Raw genomic sequence first — 16,869 nt, forward strand, 5'->3', positions numbered from 1 at the left:
CGCCGCGCCGGGATCGCCCCGGGCCTCACCGGGCGACCTCCTCGTAGGCGGCTTCGAGCAGGGCCTCGGGCGGGTCCTCCAGCGGGGACACCTCCGCCAGGCCGTCCAGGACCACGAAGCGCAGCTTGGCGCCGCGGCTCTTCTTGTCCAGGCGCATGTGGTCACGGAGCTCGGGCCAGGCGTCGCGGCGGTAGGAGACGGGCAGCCCGACCGAGGTCAGGATGGACCGGGTCCGGTCCACGACGTCGGCGCCGATCCGGCCGTCCAGGCGGGACAGCTCCGCGGCGTAGACCATGCCGATGGCCACGGCCTCACCGTGGCGCATCCGGTATTCCTCGACCCGCTCGATGGCGTGGGCCAGGGTGTGCCCGTAGTTGAGGATCTCCCGCAGGCCGCCCTCGCGCAGGTCGGCGCCGACGACGTCGGCCTTGATCTGGATCTTCCGCTCGATCAGCTCGCGGGTGTGCCGCCCCTCGGGGAGCCGGGCGCCGGCGGGGTCGTCCTCGATGAGCGCCAGGATCGTCGGATCGGCGATGAAGCCGCCCTTGATGATCTCCGCGAGACCGCCGACGTAGTCGTCGCGGGGCACCGAGACCAGGGTGGCCAGGTCGCACAGGACCCCGGCCGGGGGGTGGAAGGAACCGACCAGGTTCTTGCCCTCGGGGGTGTTGATCCCGGTCTTGCCGCCGACCGCGGCGTCGACCATGCCCAGCAGGGTGGTCGGCACCTGCACGACCTTGACGCCGCGCAGCCAGGTGGCGGCGGCGAACCCGGCCAGGTCGGTGGTGGCTCCCCCGCCGACACCGACCACGGCGTCGGAGCGGGTGATGCCGTAGCGGCCGAAGGCCGACCAGAGCTGGGCGGCCACCTCGACCGTCTTGGCCCGCTCGCCGTCGGGCACCGGCAGCGGGACGACCGCGTATCCCGCGGCCTCGATCGCGCCGCAGACCGGCCGCGCGATCTCCGGCAGGCTCGCCGGGTGGATCACGGCGACGGTGCGGACCCCGGAGCCGAGCAGGCCGGGGAGCTCGCCGAGCACGCCGGTGCCGATCACCACGTCGTAGGGGGCGTCGCCGTGGACCTTGATCCTGGAGACCGTCACGGCCGCAGCCCCTTCACGATCTCGTCGACGACCTCGTCGGGCTTGCGCTCGTCGGTCGCCACGACGACCGTGGCCAGCCCCTCGTAGATCGGACGGCGGGCGTCCATCAGCTTCTTGAGCTGGCTGCGCGGGTTCAGCACGAGCAACGGCCGCGCCGAGGCCAGGCCCACCCGCTGCACGGCCTGCGACAGGCCCACTTCAAGGTAGACCACCGAGTGGCCGGCCAGCAGCTCCCGCGTGGTCTCGGCCAGGACCGCGCCGCCGCCGAGGGAGAGCACGCCGTCGTGTTCGGCCAGCGCCAGCCGTACGGCCGCCGCCTCCAGCTCGCGGAAGCGCTCCTCGCCGTCTTCGACGAAGATGTCGCCCACCGGCTTGCCCGCCACGACCTCCACGTCGGTGTCGGTGTCGCGGAAGGCGGCCCCCAGGCGGTCGGCCAGCAGCCGGCCGACGGTCGACTTGCCCGATCCGGGAGGGCCGATCAGAACTACGCGGGGACTCACTGCGCCTCCTCTGGCTGCTCGCCGGGCTTCCCGCTCACTTGATCACCATCGATGAGAGGTAGCCGGACAGGTTGCGGGCGACCTCCTCGACGGAGTCGCCGCCGAACTTCTCGATCGCGGCGTCGGCGAGGATCAGCGCGACCATCGCCTCGGCGACGATCGCGGCGGCCGGGACCGCGCACACGTCGGAGCGCTCGTGGTGGGCCTTGGCGGCCTCGCCGGTCAGCACGTCGATCGTGGCCAGTGCCCGGGGCACGGTGGAGATCGGCTTCATCGCCGCGCTGACGCGCAGCGGCTCGCCGTTGGTCATCCCGCCCTCGACGCCGCCGGCCCGGTTGGTGATGCGGCGCACGCCGTCGGCGGTGTTCTCGATCTCGTCGTGGGCCCGGGAGCCGGGACGGCGCGCGGTCTCGAAGCCGTCGCCGACGGCGACGCCCTTGATCGCCTGGATGCCCATCAGCGCGGCGGCGAGGCGGGAGTCGAGGCGGCGGTCCCAGTGGGTGTAGCTGCCCAGGCCCGGCGGCAGGCCGTAGGCGAGCACCTCGACGACGCCGCCGAGGGTGTCGCCCTCCTTGTGGGCCTTGTCGATCTCGGCGACCATCGCGGCGCTGCCGGCCGGGTCGGCACAGCGCACTGGGTCGGCGTCGACCGCCTCCATGTCGCCGGGGCCCGGGACGATGCCCTGCGTGGCCCGCGCCGCGCCGATCGAGACGACGTGGCTGACGATGTCGACGCCGAGTGCCTGCTTGAGGAAGTTCTTGGCGACCTGGCCGAGGGCCACGCGGGCGGCGGTCTCGCGGGCGCTGGCCCGGTCGAGCACCGGGCGGGCGTCGTCGAAGCCGTACTTCTGCATGCCGGCGAGGTCGGCGTGGCCGGGGCGCGGACGCGAACGCGGCGCGTTGCGGGCCTGGCCCTCCAGCAGCGCCGGGTCCACCGGGTCGGCGGCCATGACGGTCTCCCATTTGGGCCACTCGGTGTTGCCCACGCGAATGGCGATGGGGCTGCCGAGCGTGCGGCCGTGCCGCACGCCGCCCACGACGTTCACCACGTCCTGCTCGAACTTCATCCGGGCACCGCGGCCGTAGCCCAGGCGACGCCTGGCCAGTGCTCCGTCGATATCGGCCGTGGTCACTCCCACCCCGGCGGGCAGGCCTTCCAGGATCGCGACGAGCTCAGGGCCGTGGGACTCTCCAGCGGTCAACCAGCGCAACATGGTGACAAGTCTTCCATGTGCCGCCCACTGAAATGGCCTCGGCTCATCAGGTGAGACGTCAGCCGAGGCCGGCGGTGGCCGCGCGCTGGACCTCGGCCGATCTGCGCAGGAAATCAAGGATGAGTTCGAGCTGCTCGTCGGTGTAGGTGGCGTACAGCTCCTCCAGACCGCGGACCAGGTCCTCGAACAGCGCTCCGAACCCGGCGATGCCGTCGTGCCTGATCTCCACGATGACCCGGCGCCGGTCCTCGGTGTCGCGTGTCCGCCGGACGAAACCTTTGCGCTCCAGCCGGTCGATCAGCCCGCTCACCGAGGCCGGGGTCAGGCCGGAGTGCTCGGCGATCTCCCCTGCGGCGAGCGGGCCCAGCCGCCGCAGCAGGTCGAGCGTCTTCTCCTCGGTCATGCCCAGGCCCATCCGCGCGCTGACCGCGGTGTGGAACATCACGGTGGTGTTGCCGTGCTTGCGGCCCGCCTCGGCCAGGGCCGCCAGCAGTCGCTCTCTCGACACGGCGAAGGCCCCCTCTCACATTTCGTTAGGCCGAACTAAATAATTCGCACAACGGGAGACTAATGGACGGCGGCCGGTCGGCGACCGGTGGTCAGAGGCCGGTGAGAACGGCCGCGAAGGCCCCCACGACCATGAAGGGGCCGAAGGGGATCTCGCTCTTGCGGCCGGCGCGGCGCAGGATCATCAGCGCGACTCCGTAGAGGCCGCCCGTGAGGAAGCCCAGGAAGGCCCCGGCGACCAGCGTGTCCCAGCCCAGCCAGCCGAGCGCGGTGCCGAGGGCCGCCGCGAGTTTGACGTCGCCCAGCCCCATGCCCGCCGGGTTGACCAGGAACAGCACCAGGTAGAAGGCCGCCAGGGCGAGCCCGCCCAGCCCGGCGCCGAGCAGGTCGTCGAACCGCCCTCCGAGCAGGGCCGTCGCCGTGAGCAGGCCGGTGGTGCCGAGGTAGGCGGCGAGGGTGAGCCGGTCGGGCAGCCGGTGGACGGCGGCGTCGACGAAGACCAGCGCGACGGCGACCACCGCCAGCCATCCGTAGGCGGCCAGTTCGACCGCCGTCACGACCTCCGGCAGCGGCCCTGGCGGCTGCCCCGCCGCAACGGTGCCGGAGCGGGCCGTCCACACCGCGCGCAGGGCGAGGAGGGCCAGGGCCAGCGCGGTGACGAGCTCCACCGCCAGCGGCGGCGGCCCGATCCGCCCGGAACATCCGGGGCAGCGCGCGGCGGACAGCGGGGTGCCGCAGTGCGGGCAGTCCCTCCGGAGCGGCTCGCCCTCGGCCACCGAGTGCCGGACCACCAGGCCCCGCGTCCAGCGCCCGGCCGCCAGGCCGGTGAGCGCCGCCAGGACCGGCAGAAGGATCACGGGGCCTCCCCGGCCTGCGCCGCCCACGGACCGCCGCCTGCTCGCTCGCCGCGATCCTCCACGGGCCGACCATATCCGGCCCATGTCCCCGTGTCCCGGGGAAGAGGGTCAGTCCCGCCCGCGGAACGGCCAGCCGAACCGTCGCCGGGGGGCCGGCGCCGCCTCTTCCATCCGCGCCACGGTGACCTCGGGTCCGAGCTGGTCGACGGTGCCCGACTCGACCGCGGCGAACGCCCGCAGGACGCCCCCCTCGATCACGAAGGGCACCGGCCCCGCCACGTCGATCACCACCGCGGCCGCGTTCTCGTGCACCGCCGCCTGGCAGACCTGGAGGGTGGTGGCCTGGATGGGCCGGGCGTCGGGGCGCCAGAGCCGCAGCGGCTCGACCCCGGTGAAGGCGAGCACCGCCTCGCGCCCGTCGTTGCCGATGAGCTTCGGCAGGGCCATCTCGCTCTCCTTCTCCTGCCGCAGGCCGTGCTCCCCGACCTCCGACTCCGTCAGCAGGGCCACCACCGGGACGAGCAGCCGGGCTCCGCCCAGCGCGGCTATCACCGCCCCGGCGTCGGCCGTACCGGCGGAGAAAGCCGCGAGCGCGGACGAAACGGAGGCGTCGGCGCTGCCGTCGTCATCGGGGACCAGGGGCTGGGGAATGCTCGGCACGGATCCGGAGCCTACCCGCGACCGGCGGGGAGGCGAGAACGCCGGGGCCCTGAGTTCAGGGAAGGCGGGGGGCGAGAACTCCGGGACCCCGAGTCCCGGGAGGCCCGGCAGGCGCGGGAAGGCGGGGGCGAGAACTCCGGGACCCCGAGTCCCAGCAGGCCCGGCAGGCCCGGGAAGGCGGAGGCCAGGACTCCGGGGCCCGGAGTCCTGGAGAAACCGGGACACCAGCCCCATGCGGACGGGTCCGGGGACGGGCGACGATCCTCCTGTCGGGGAATTCGGACGGAAGGGAGCGGTCATGCTGGAGACGGTCGAGCGCGGTCGGCGGGCAGGAGAGTCCCGGGCGGCACGCGTCGTGGTCGAGGTCCTGTTCTTCGCCGCGGCCCTCGGGGTCGTCTACGCGTTCTGGGGCTGACCCGTCCGGACGCGGTACGGCCCGCACGGGGGGCAGGCCGTACCGGCCGGGACGGATCAGCCGAGGTCGGCGATGGCGGCGACCGGGCCACCGCCGCTGGGACCCTGGTGGACCGCGGCGACCGAGACGAAGACGGCCGGGTCGCCGGTGACGCTGGCCGCGACACCGCCGACGGTGGCCTTGATCTGGCGGTGCCAGTGCACGTCGGAGTCGTCGAGCATGATGTTGCGGCGGCCGCGGACGCTGCCCGACGGGTCGGCCTCGCACTTCATGAAGACGTTGACCAGCCTGTCGCCCAGGTCGGACGGGTGGGGACGGTCGGGCAGGTCGATGCCGCTGGAGCGGATCGCCTCCCAGATCCCGTCGGCGTCCAGCGCGTCCTTCATGACCGAGTGGCCGATCCGGTAGCGGCCGCCGATGCCGCGCACGTTGCCGACGACCACGATCTGCGCGCGGTCCAGCTCGACGCCCGAGGAGCAGGACGCGACCGAGGAGTACAGCGACAGGTCACGGTGGATCTGGTCGGCTGTGGGCATCTCGATCTCGCCGAGCGCGACCGCGACGCCGAGCGCGGTGGTGGAGTTGGAGATGTCCATGGACGGTCCGGTGTCCTCGATCACCACGTCCTTGCCCCGGGACTTGGCGTCGTTGATGGTGGCCAGGGTCAGCAGGGGCGTCTTGGTCTGGACGTAGTGGACGTCGGCGGGATCGTCGATCCCGGCGATCTTCATGGCCTCGCGCACTCCGGCGGCGACCTTCTCCACCATCGCGGGACGGCCGATGTCCTCGGGGAGGATGACGTCGCTCATCGCGATGCCGACGCTGACGCGCGGCTCGTCGCCCGGCTCGGCGGCCGCGGTGGTGGCGAAGATCGTCGCGTGCGGGCTCAGCACGCCGTCGGTGCCGCCGGACCACACCAGCGGGACGCTCTCGGGGGACGGGTGGCCCTTGGCGGCGAGCACCTCGCGGAAGGCACGGTCGGCCAGGATGCGGGTGTAGTCGTTGACCCCGCCGTTGCCCTCGGTCTTGCCGATGACCGCGAGCACCCGGTGGGCCTCGATCACCCCGTCGTCGATGAGCCTGGTCAGCCCGGAGGCGTCGGTCACGCTCTCGATGGCCACCTTGCGCACTTCAATCGGTTCCGGCATGCCTGCCACCTTCCAATCGGGTCGTGTTCACTTTCGCACCACGGTGCCGGCCTGCCCGGCGACCGCCGCCCCGATGTCCCCGAGGGAGGTGATCACCGCCTGGTCGCCGCCCTGCTCGACGAAGCGGAGCGCGGCCTCGACCTTCGGTCCCATGCTCCCTCCCGCGAAGTGCCCGGCCGCGTGCAACACGCGCAGCTCGGCCGCGGTGACGGAGCCGATGGGCCGGGCGTGGGCCGTACCGAATCCCACGACGGCCCGGGGCACGTCGGTGGCGATCACCAGGACCGTGGCCCGTACGGCGCGCGCCAGCATCGCGGCGGCCAGATCCTTGTCGATCACGGCCTCGACCCCGGTGAGCCGGCCTGCGGCGTCGCGGGCCACGGGCACTCCCCCGCCGCCCGCCGCCACGACGGTGAATCCGGCGGCCGTCAGCGCGGCCACCGCGGGGGCGTCGAGGATCTCCAGCGGTTCCGGGGAGGCCACCACCCGGCGCCAGCCCCGGTCGAACCGGCGCCAGGTCTGGCCGAGCCCTTCGAAGCGCCGGGCGTCGGCCTCGGTGAAGTAGCGGCCGATGGGTTTGACCGGGTCGCGGAAGGCCGGGTCGGCGGGGTCGACGAGCGTCCGGGTCACCACGACCGCGGCACGGCCGCCCAGGGCGTTGAGGACCAGCGTGCCGATCGTGGCCTGGGTCTGCGCGCCGCACCAGTCGAGCGGCACCGGGGGCACGACGTCGGCCGCGAGCTGGTTCTTCAGGATCAGGTTGCCGACCTGGGGGCCGTTGCCGTGGGTGAGGGTCACCTGGTGGCCGGCCGCGATCAGGGCGGTGACGTGGCTCATCGCCCCCTCCACCGCTCCGCGCTGGTCGTCCGGCGAGGCGCTTCCGTCGGGAGCCGTCATCGCGTTGCCGCCGAGCGCGATCAGTACTCGTTCACCCACACGAGCGACGCTAACGGGCTGCCTGATCCGGCTCATGGTCACTCTCTGCCCAAGGCGGAGCCGTTCTTCGACAGAAGTCGACGGTCAGGACGCCGTCCCGGCTGGGAGTTGTCGCGCCGTGCCAACTTCGGGGGGCAACCGGCGCGGGCAGGCCATAGATCCGTGCCGGATGACGGGAAAGGCTTCTCTTCCGCGTCCTTCCGACGGGAGAGATCGAGTGGGTCAGCTCCGTCCCGGCCAGATCGTCGTGATCGTCCTGTGCGCCGTGGCCGGGCTCGCGGTCCTCACGTTCGCGGCCGACACGCTGCTGAACCGGGAGACGGCGCCCGCCGTGCCGAAGGTGGACATGGTCGCCCAGGCCAGGCGGATGGCCTCCGACGGGCTGGAGGACGCCAACGACTTCGGCTGCCGGCCCCGTGACGGCTCGCCGTACCCGGTGATCCTGGTCCACGGCGCCAGGAGCAACGGGGCGGTGACCTGGCCGATGGCGGCGCCGTACCTGAGCAAGCAGGGATACTGCGTCTTCGCGCTCGACTACGGGTGGAGCAACTCGATCAGGGATTCCGCCCAGGTGCTGGGGATCTTCGTCGAGGGGGTGCTCCAGGCCACCGGGGCGCGGAAGGCGGCGATCGTCGGGCACAGCCTGGGCGGGCTCGTGCCCCGGGCCTACATGCGGCTGGAGGGCGGGGCCGGCAAGGTGTCGGAGCTGATCACCCTGGGCGCCCCGCACCAGGAGCTGACCGGGGAGCTGCGCGAGAACTGCGGCCGGGAGACGGTCTGCGACGAGCTGCGCTCGGACTCACCGCTGATGAGGGAGCTCAACGATCCCTCCATGGTCGAGGAGGGGGTCGGCTACACCGCCCTCGGGCTGAAGGCCGAGCAGGAGGCGGCCTCGACCTTCGTCGACGGGCCGAAGGAACAGGTGACCAACAGGATGCTCCAGGACGACTGCCCGTTGAAGGGACTGGTCGAGGGCGTGATCGGGCACAACCTGGAGACGCTGGACCCGGTGATGCTCTCCTACGTCAACAAGGCACTGGAGAGCCCCGGACCGCTGCCCGGGGGCTACCGCCCGGACTGCTTCGCGCTCATCCTCTGACCCGCCGAGCGCCCCCTCCGCCCCGAGCCGGCCCGCCGCGGTGTCGCGCGAACCCGCATGACCGGTGCTTTCAGCCGTGGACCAAAAGGCGTTGAGAGATTCTTTCCCACAGGTCATTCTTGCCGGGGCGGGCGCAGGCGAGGAACGCGGTGGACGCACCCGGACGGGGGCGCGTCCACCGCGGATTCCACCACATCACCCGCGAACGAGCCGGGGAGATCCTCAGGAGTCTCGACGGGCCGGAAAGACACGCCCACCGGACGGTCGGGGATCGTGCTCGACGCGCCGGCGGATCTTCGCCAGGCGCACCAGACACCGCAGCGCGACGTCCGCCGGGAGGGTAGACAGCCAGTATTTGGTCGGCTCGCTCTCACCGGGTAGCCATTCGGCCGGCAGCCAGCACACCGGCAGATCCTCGCCCACGTGCGCGCGGCGGATCCGCATCCCCGCCGGCCGTACCCGCAGCGTGGCGAACCGGGAGCGCAACGGCCCTTTGGGCCCGGCCCGCCACGTCACCGTGTGCAGCGCGCGCCGTCCGGCGGCGGTACCGGCCGGGCGCCACGCCGAACTCCCGCTTGAAGGCGTTGCCGAAGGCGAACTCCGACCCATACCCCACTCGCTCGGCCACCTCCGCCACCGACGCGTCGGACTCGCGCAGCATGCGCGCCCCGCTCGCCAGCCGCCACCAGGTCAGGTACGCCAGCGGCGGCTGCCCGACCAGCTCCGTGAAGCGGCGGGCGAAGCCGGCGCGTGACATGCCCGCGTGGGTGCCGAGCGACTCGACCGTCCAGCGGCGGGCCGGGTCGCGGTGGATGGCGTCGAGCGCGCGGCCGATGGCGGGGTCGGCCAGCGCGGCGGCCCAGCCGGACATCGTGCAGGGCTCGTCCTGGGTCTCGAAGTAGGCCCGCAGAACGTACAGCTGCAACATGTCGAGCAGGGACGACACGACAGTGTCCGTGCCGGGGCGCGGGGTGTCGATCTCGGCGGCCAGTAGCTCGACGGCGGCCCGCAGCTCCGGATGGCTGCCGAGCGTCGCGGGCAGGTGGATCACGCCGGGCAGCGAGCCCAGAATCGGGTGAGTCCTGTCGAGGTTGAGCCGGTAGCCGCAGGACAGGATCACCGTCTCGGCCCCGGCACCACCGAAATCGGCCGAGGTGAACAGCTCGGAATGCGGCTCGCAGTCCGACTCGACCAGCGGCCTCGCGGGATCGTCGGCAAGCCCGAACGAGTCGCCGTGCGGCATAAACACCAGGTCGCCCATGCTCAGCGGAACGGGCTCGCCATCCGGGGGAACGAGCCAGCAGGAGCCGCGCAGCATCACCTGGAAACCGGCGGATCCGGGTGCCGCGCGGAACGACACGCCCCAGGGCGCCCGCCAGGAGACGCGGGCGGAGGTGGGGCGCCCGCACCGCATGAAGGCCACCACGTCGCTCAGCACATCCATGCATTGAGTCTATGCCATGAGACGCTGGCGTATGAATATTGGACAGCAGCGCATTCAATATCTCATCAGGTCTCCCTAGAGTGGTTCGCGTAACCGATTGAGGGAGCATTGACATGCTGAAGGTAGGCATCATCCTGGGCAGTACCCGCCCTGGCCGCAACGGTGAGGCGGTGGCGCACTGGGCCCGCGATCTGGCGGTCAAACGAGGCGATGCCGAGTACGAGCTCGTCGATCTGAAGGACTACGGCCTGGGCAACCTGGACGAGCCCGAGCACCCCGCCACGGGCAACTACCGGCACGAGCACACCAAGCGCTGGTCGGCCAAGATCTCGTCCCTGGACGCGTTCGTGATCGTGACCCCCGAATACAACAACTCGTACCCCGGCGCGCTCAAGAACGCCCTCGACTTCCTGTACACGGAGTGGAGCAACAAGGCGGCCGGTTTCGTCGGCTACGGCGTGGACGGCGCGCCCCGGGCGATCTCGCACCTGCGGCACGTCCTGGGCCTGCTCAGCGTGGCCACCGTGTCGAACCAGGTCGGGCTGTCGATCCACACCGACTTCGCGGACGGCTTCAAGCCCGCCGCCGTCCACGAGGACCGGCTGAACCTCGTCCTCGACCAGGTTCTCGCCTGGGGCTCCGCCCTGCGTCCACTCAGGGGGTGAGCCGACGACGGGCGGGTGCCCCGGCCGTGGCTCGTCGGCCAGACCCGCCATCCGCCGGGTGACGAACCGCGAGCGCCACTTCCTCACCGTGTCCGCGCTCACCGCGGCTTCCGCCGTCACGCGCGCGTTCGGTGCTCCGCCCGTACACGCCAGAACGATGCGCGCCCGCTCCGCAAGACGGGGCGGCGCCGCCCCACCCGCCCAGCGCGACAACTCGGCGCGCTCTTCATCGGATAGGAAGACTTCAACAGCACGAGGACCCGGCGACATGACAACAGGGCACAGATTTAGACTCGCTATTTCAGGCGCAGCACACTAGGTGCTCAACCTCTGAACGATCTCGGCCACCACCCGTGCCCGCTGCGGCTGCAGGTAGAAGTGGTCGCCGGGGAAGACCGTCAGGGAGAAGTCCGAGGCCGTGAGCGTCTCCCAGGCCTTGGCCTGGGCCGGGGCGACCACCGGGTCGGCGTCGCCGACGAGGGCGGAGACAGGGGTGCGCAGCGGGGGGCCGGGACGGTGGCGGTAGTTCTCCAGCAGCCGGAAGTCACCGCGGACGTAGGGAAAGATGATCTCGCGCATCACGGGATGGGCGAAGATCTCCAGCTCGGTGCCGCCGAGCCTGGACAGTTCGGCCAGGAGCGCGGCGTCGTCGTACCCGGAGACCTTCCGTCTCTCCCCGGCCTCGTGCGGCGCCGTCGCCCCCGACACGAACAGCTTCGCCGGGCCGATCCCCCGCGCCTCCAGCACGCGCGTGACCTCGTAGGCGCCCACCGCGCCCATGCTGTGGCCGAACAGCGCGAAACGCCGGTCCAGCAGCGGGAGCATCGCCTCGGTGAGCGAGTCGACCAGCGTGCTCATGTGCTCCGGCATCGGCTCGCCGAACCGGTCGGCCCGGCCGGGCAGCTGCACGCCGTACAGCTCGACCGACTCGGGCAGCAGCGCGGACCAGTCGCGGTAGGCCGTGGCGGACCCGCCCGCGTGCGGGAAGCAGATCAGCCGGGTGGTCGCCCTCGGGCGGGGGTGGAAGCAGTTCAGCCAGCTCACGCGCCCCCCTCGCCGCCGGGCCCCTCGAAGATCGTGCGGCTCATTCGCCCATGGCTCTGATCAGGCTCTTGGGACGCATGTCGGTCCAGTTCGCCTCGATGTGGTCGAGGCAGGCCTGCCGGGTGTCCTCACCGAAGGCGACCGTCCAGCCCGCCGGGACCTCGGCCCAGGACGGCCACAGGGAGTACTGGCCCTCATCGTTGATCAGTGCCAGGTAGACGCCGTCGGCGTTCTCGAACGGGTTGCTCATCGAATCTCCTTGAGTGTGGGGGCCCCGGGCTTCGGCCCCGGGGAGGAAGTCACGTCAGTTCCTTTCGGAGCAGTGCGGCGATCTCCGCGATCGGCTCGGGGTTCAACATGGCCTCGTGGTCACAGGCGACCGTGTGCTCCTCGATCGTGCCGGTGACGTACGGCTTCCAGTCGGCGGCCGTGAGGATGTCCGCCTCCCGGCCGTGGGCGGCGATGACGAGGAGCACGTCCCCGTCGAACCGCCGCGGCACATGCTCCTGAGAGATCTTCACACCATTGCGGTAATTACGGTAGACCGCGAGCAATGTCTGTTCGTCGAGGGTGGCGTACCTGCCGTTCTGGCCGTGGACGAACTCCAAGACCTTCCCCATCTCCTCCGGCCCCTCGTAGCCGGCGGCGGCGAGCAGTCCGGGCAGCGCCTCGCGCCCACCAGAGTCGATCTTCTCGCCGGGGTAGGCGTCGAGCAGGGCCAGCAGCGCGACCTCCTCGCCGCGTGCGCGCAGCTCGACGCCCATCGCGTGAGCGATCAGGCCGCCCATGGACCAGCCCGCCAGCCGGTACGGCCCGCGCGGCTGGACCTCGCGGAGGCGGTCGAGGTAGTCCAGGGCCATGGCCTCGATCGACGGGGCCGTGTAGCCCGGTTCGGACAGGGCGCGGGCCTGGAAGGTGTAGAGCGGCTGGTCGGGGCCGAGATGGCGGAGCAGCCCGGAGTACGGCCAGCCGAGCCCGGCGCCGGGATGCACGCAGAACAGCGGCGGCCGGGACCCCCCGGCGCGCAGCGGGAGCAGCACCTCCAGGCCGCCGGCGTCCGCCTCCGGCCCCGACCGCGCGTCCGGCCGGCCGTCTCCGGCCAGCGCCTCGACCGTCTGGCGCGCGAACACCTCACGCGGGGTGATCGTCATCCCCTCCTGCCGGGCCCGGGAGACCAGCCGGATCACGCTGATGCTGTCGCCGCCCAGGTCGAAGAACCCGTCGTCGACGCCGACCCGCTCCAGGCCGAGCACCTGGGCGAACAGGCGGCAGAGCAGCTCCTCGGCGGGGGTGCGGGGGCCGCGCGAGGACACCGCGACATCCGGCTCGGGCAGGGCGGCGCGGTCCACCTTCCCGTTCGGGGTGAGCGGCAGCGCGTCCAGGGGCACCACCGAGGAGGGCACCATGTACTCGGGCAGGGTCCGCGCCGCGAACAGCCGAAGCTCCTCCGGGGCGGCGGTGCCGACCGTGTAGGCGACCAGCCGGTTGTCGCGGGCCAGCACCGACACCTGGGCGACCTCGGGGTGCCGGGACAGGGCCGCCTCGACCTCGCCCGGTTCGATCCGGAACCCGCGGATCTTGACCTGGTGGTCGGTCCGGCCCAGATACTCCAGTTCCCCGCCGGCCGACCACCTGACCAGGTCCCCGGTCCGGTACATCCGCCCGCCGTACGGGCAGGCGACGAACCGTTCGGCGGTCAGGCCGGGACGGCCCCGGTAGCCGCGGGCCAGGCCGGAGCCCGCGAGGTACAGCTCGCCTGGGGCACCCGGGGGGACCGGGCGCAGCAGACCGTCCAGCACGTAGGCCCGCATGCCGTCCATGGCCCGGCCGATGGGCGGCGCGGCCGAGTCCACCCGGGAGACCCGGTGGTAGGTGGCGTAGGTGGTGGCCTCGGTGGGTCCGTAGACGTGGCCGAGCACGGTGTCCGGGCAGGCCTCCCGGACCCGCCGCATGGCCTCGGGTGAGGCCGCCTCCCCGCCGGTGAGGACCTCGCGCAGGCCCGCGAACGCCCCCGGGTCCTCCTCCGCGACCAGGTTGAACAGGGCGGTCGTGATGAACAGGGCGGTCAGCCGGTGACCGGCGACGAGGGCGTCGATCGTGGCGGGATCGAGCTCGCCGGGCGGCGCGACGACGACCGTGCCGCCGTTCAGCAGCGGCACCCAGATCTCGTAGGTGGAGGCGTCGAAGGCGTGCGGCGAGTGCATCAGCAGGCGCCGGTGACCGTCGGCCCACCGCCGGTCGGAGACCAGGGCCAGGACGTCACGGTGCCGTACGGCGACGCCCTTGGGCCTGCCCGTCGAGCCCGAGGTGTAGATCACGTAGGCGAGCTGGTCGGGATGGGTTCCCACCCGCGGGTCGCCATGCGGGTCGTCACGCGGTACGGCACCCGCCTCGGCCTCCTCGCGCGGGTGGTCCGGCGTGCCTCCGTCCAGCCGGATCACCTCGGCGGCGTGCCCGAAGCCGGGATCGCGGTCGGTGACCAGGACGGGTGCGCCGGTGTCGGCCATCACCCAGCTCATCCGGTCGGCCGGGTGGCCGTGGTGAACCGGGACGTAGGCGCCCCCCGCCTTGGCGATCGCCAGGGTCGCCACGACCACGTCCGCCGACCGTTCGAGCAGGACCGCGACGGGGGTCTCGGCCCGGACGCCCAGTCCGATCAGCCGGTGTGCCAGCAGGTTGGCCCGCCCGTTCAGCTCGGCGTAGGTGAGAGAGGTCGCGCCGCTGACGACGGCCTCGGCGTCCGGGGTCCGCGCCACCTGCTCGGCGAAGGCCGCCGTGATCGTCGCCGCGGGCGGAGGCGCGGGCAGGGCGAGCGGAGGCGCGGGCGCGGAGGGCGAGATGGCGACCGGCGCGGAGGGTGGGACGGCGACCGGCGCGGAGGAGGCCGGAGCCGTGGCGGAAGAGACCGGGGACGGCGCGGGGACCGGGGAGAGCACGGAGGACGGGGACGGCGTGGTTGCGTCGTTCCAGTCGTGGAGGACGTGCGCGCGCTCGTCGGCGGACAGGAGGTCGAGCCGGGCGAGCGGCCGGTCGGGGTCGGCGGCGACGGTCTTGAGCAGTCGCGTCAGCCGGTTGAGGAGCCGGATGGCATCGGCGCGGGGGATGACGTCGGGGCGGTGGTCCAGGCGCAGGGACAGCCGCCCGCCGGGGACGACGGCCAGGGCGAGCGGGTAGTGGGTGGCGTCGGTGCCCGAGGATCCGGCGAGCCGCAGGCTCCCCTCCGCCCCGGGCCCGGCTCCGGCGCTGCCCAGGGCCGCGGCGTCGAGAGGGTAGTTCTCCAGGACGGTCATGGTGTCGAACAGCGGCCCCAGGCCGGGCAGCCGCTGGATCTCGGCGAGTCCGAGGTGGTGGTGGGCGAACAGGTCCGACTGTTCGGCCTGGACGCGTCCGAGCAGTCCCGCCAGGGTCTCGGCCGGATCGATCCGTACGCGCACCGGAACCGTGTTGATGAACAGGCCGACCATGCGCTCGACGCCGGGCAGCTCGGGCGGCCGGCCGGAGACGGTGCCGCCGAAGACGACGTCGTCGCGGCCGGTGAGGAGCGCGAGCAGCAGCGCCCACGAACCCTGGATCACCGTGTTGAGGGTGAGCGACCGGGCACGCAGGACGGCGGTGAGACGGCCGGTGAGGTCCTCGCTGAGGTGGGCGCGGACGCGCCCGGGGTCGGCGGGCGGACGGCCCGCGAGATCGGGGACGACCAGGGTGGGTCCGGCGATCCCGTGCAGGGCCCGGCCCCAGGCCGCCGTCGCCGCCGCGTGGTCCTGGCGGGCCAGCCAGGCCAGATACCCCTTGTACGGCGGGGCCGCAGGAGGCTCGGCCCCGCCGTACAGGGCGAACAGCTCGGCGGCCAGCAGCGGGGTGGACCAGCCGTCGAGCAGGATGTGATGGTTGGTGAAGACCAGCCGGTGTCTGCCGGGCGCGAGCCGTACCAGGACGAAGCGCATCAGCGGCGGCGCGGCCAGGTCGAAGCGGCGGGCCCGCTCCTCGGCGGCCACCCCGGCGGCGTCGGCGGTGGCGACCTCCCGCCAGGGGACCTCGACCCGGCGGTGCACGAGCTGGACGGGTTCGCCGTTGGTCCGCTGCCGGAACGAGGCGCGCAGGTTGGCGTGGCGGCGGAGCAGCGCCGCCACGGCGCTCCTCAGGGCGGGGACGTCGAGGGGCCCTTCCAGCTCCAGCACGAGCTGGGCGGTGTAGACGTCGGGCGCGGCCTCGTCGAACAGGGCGTGGAAGAACAGTCCCTGTTGCAGCGGCGACAGGGGCAGGATGTCCTCAAGCTGGCTCACGGGCACTCCACTCCGCGTCGAGCTCCGACGCGAACGCGTCGATCTCTTCCTGGCTGATGGAGACCATCAGGTCCGAGGGGGTCAGGCCGCCGCCGGTGTGCAGGGACAGGCCGGTGAGGGCGGTGAACCAGGCCTCGGCCAGCTCTCTGACCCGTTCCTCGTCGAACAGGCGCCCCGCCCAGGACCAGGTCGCCCGGAGGCGGGGGCCGTCGGGCGTGTCCCGGGTGACCGCGTTGACCTCCAGCGCGTGCGGGAGCGCGAGATCCGCCGCGTGCCCGCCGCCTGCCGCGTCGGATTCGGGGGCCGGGGACCAGTCGGCGCCGGTGGCGGTCTCGACCCGGCCGAGGTAGTTGAAGGCCAGCTCGGGGACGGGGTGCCGGCTCAGTTCGGCGGCGGTCGCGGGGTTGAGGTGGCGGAGCAGGCCGTAGCCGATCCCGTTGTCGGGGATGGCGCGGAGCTGTTCCTTGACCCGTTTGATCGCCCGGCCCGCCGTGGGGCCTCGCAGGTCGGCCCAGTCCGCCGGGCCGGGGTCCAGCCGGACGGGATACATGGTGGTGAACCAGCCGACGGTCCTGGACAGGTCGACGCCGGGGAAGATCTCCTCCCTGCCGTGTCCCTCCAGGTCCAGCAGGACCGAGTCCTGACCGGTCCATCGGCTGACGGCCAGCGCGAGCCCGGCGAGCAGCACGTCTCCGACCCGGGCGTGGAACGCCGCCGGGAGCCGGGTGAGCAGCGGCTCGGTGACATCCGGGGGCAGTTCGAGCGTCAGATGGCCCTGGGTGCCGAAGGTGTCCACAGCCGGGTCCAGCCGGTGGCCCTGGGTGCCGAAGATGCCCACCGCCGGGTCCAGCCGCGCGGTCCCGTCGCCGAGCGTCCGGGTCCAGAGGTCGAGTTCGGCGGTCCTGTCGCGGGCCTCGTCCTGGAGCCGGTGGGCCCAGGTGCGGAAAGAGGTCGGAACCGGAGCCAGCTCGGGAACGGCCCCCCGCACCGCCGCCT

General features: G+C 72.7%; 14 protein-coding genes and 2 pseudogenes. 2 read left to right on the forward strand and 14 right to left on the reverse strand.

Translation table 11 applies throughout. From position 1 onward, the window contains the following. Window positions 1-25: 25 nt before the first annotated feature. The 8 genes from aroB to BM085_RS26635 form a co-directional block, all read right to left on the reverse strand. On the reverse strand, window positions 26-1,102 hold the full coding sequence (gene aroB, locus BM085_RS26600) for a 3-dehydroquinate synthase (protein ID WP_093889642.1): 1,077 nt from the start codon (window positions 1,100-1,102) through the stop codon (window positions 26-28). Next, complete coding sequence (locus BM085_RS26605; protein ID WP_093889643.1) at window positions 1,099-1,602, reverse strand: shikimate kinase; 504 nt, start codon at window positions 1,600-1,602, stop codon at window positions 1,099-1,101. The genes aroB and BM085_RS26605 overlap by 4 nt, the downstream gene beginning before the upstream one ends. 34 nt (window positions 1,603-1,636) lie before the next feature. After that, window positions 1,637-2,815 carry a chorismate synthase gene (gene aroC / locus BM085_RS26610; protein ID WP_093889644.1) on the reverse strand — a complete coding sequence of 393 codons (1,179 nt, stop codon included), beginning with the start codon at window positions 2,813-2,815 and terminating at the stop codon, window positions 1,637-1,639. 58 nt (window positions 2,816-2,873) lie between these two features. Further along, on the reverse strand, window positions 2,874-3,323 hold the full coding sequence (locus tag BM085_RS26615) for a MarR family winged helix-turn-helix transcriptional regulator (protein ID WP_093889645.1): 450 nt from the start codon (window positions 3,321-3,323) through the stop codon (window positions 2,874-2,876). Between the two features lie 91 nt (window positions 3,324-3,414). Further along, the gene (locus BM085_RS26620) at window positions 3,415-4,179 is read right to left on the reverse strand and encodes a prepilin peptidase (protein WP_218158835.1); all 765 of its coding nucleotides are present in this window, start codon (window positions 4,177-4,179) and stop codon (window positions 3,415-3,417) included. 108 nt (window positions 4,180-4,287) lie between these two features. Continuing rightward, the gene (locus tag BM085_RS26625; protein ID WP_093889647.1) at window positions 4,288-4,839 is read right to left on the reverse strand and encodes an SseB family protein; all 552 of its coding nucleotides are present in this window, start codon (window positions 4,837-4,839) and stop codon (window positions 4,288-4,290) included. Window positions 4,840-5,310: 471 nt separating this feature from the next. After that, on the reverse strand, window positions 5,311-6,402 hold the full coding sequence (gene bar / locus BM085_RS26630) for a barbiturase (protein WP_093889648.1): 1,092 nt from the start codon (window positions 6,400-6,402) through the stop codon (window positions 5,311-5,313). Between the two features lie 27 nt (window positions 6,403-6,429). Next, on the reverse strand, window positions 6,430-7,338 hold the full coding sequence (locus BM085_RS26635; protein WP_231509903.1) for a carbamate kinase: 909 nt from the start codon (window positions 7,336-7,338) through the stop codon (window positions 6,430-6,432). A 217-nt stretch (window positions 7,339-7,555) separates the two neighbouring features. Between BM085_RS26635 and BM085_RS26640 the strand changes: the two genes are divergently transcribed. Continuing rightward, the gene (locus BM085_RS26640; protein ID WP_177245288.1) at window positions 7,556-8,437 is read left to right on the forward strand and encodes an esterase/lipase family protein; all 882 of its coding nucleotides are present in this window, start codon (window positions 7,556-7,558) and stop codon (window positions 8,435-8,437) included. A gap of 523 nt (window positions 8,438-8,960) precedes the next feature. Here the strand turns inward: BM085_RS26640 and BM085_RS26650 are convergent. After that, window positions 8,961-9,881 (reverse strand): annotated as a pseudogene (locus tag BM085_RS26650) (AraC family transcriptional regulator); the annotation flags it as partial. A 113-nt stretch (window positions 9,882-9,994) separates the two neighbouring features. Here BM085_RS26650 and BM085_RS26655 point away from each other — a divergent pair. Then, a complete protein-coding gene (locus tag BM085_RS26655; RefSeq protein WP_093889650.1) occupies window positions 9,995-10,546 on the forward strand; it encodes an NADPH-dependent FMN reductase in 552 nt (183 codons plus the stop codon). Window positions 10,547-10,570: 24 nt separating this feature from the next. Here the strand turns inward: BM085_RS26655 and BM085_RS47495 are convergent. The 5 genes and pseudogenes from BM085_RS47495 to BM085_RS44650 form a co-directional block, all read right to left on the reverse strand. Further along, window positions 10,571-10,816, reverse strand: a pseudogene (locus BM085_RS47495) (helix-turn-helix domain-containing protein); the annotation flags it as partial. Window positions 10,817-10,861: 45 nt separating this feature from the next. After that, window positions 10,862-11,590: a thioesterase II family protein gene (locus tag BM085_RS26665; RefSeq protein ID WP_093889651.1), complete on the reverse strand. Its 729-nt coding sequence runs from the start codon at window positions 11,588-11,590 to the stop codon at window positions 10,862-10,864. 40 nt (window positions 11,591-11,630) lie between these two features. Further along, entirely contained in the window at window positions 11,631-11,840 is a 210-nt protein-coding gene (locus tag BM085_RS26670) for an MbtH family protein (protein ID WP_031167339.1), read from the reverse strand. Window positions 11,841-11,889: 49 nt separating this feature from the next. Beyond that, window positions 11,890-15,873: a non-ribosomal peptide synthetase gene (locus BM085_RS26675; RefSeq protein ID WP_093889652.1), complete on the reverse strand. Its 3,984-nt coding sequence runs from the start codon at window positions 15,871-15,873 to the stop codon at window positions 11,890-11,892. Further along, a partial coding sequence (locus tag BM085_RS44650) for a condensation domain-containing protein (protein ID WP_245789712.1) occupies window positions 15,860-16,869 on the reverse strand: 1,010 nt, incomplete at its 5' end. The genes BM085_RS44650 and BM085_RS26675, both read right to left, overlap by 14 nt.

The organism is Streptosporangium canum (assembly GCF_900113865.1).
Lineage (GTDB): Bacteria > Actinomycetota > Actinomycetes > Streptosporangiales > Streptosporangiaceae > Streptosporangium > Streptosporangium canum.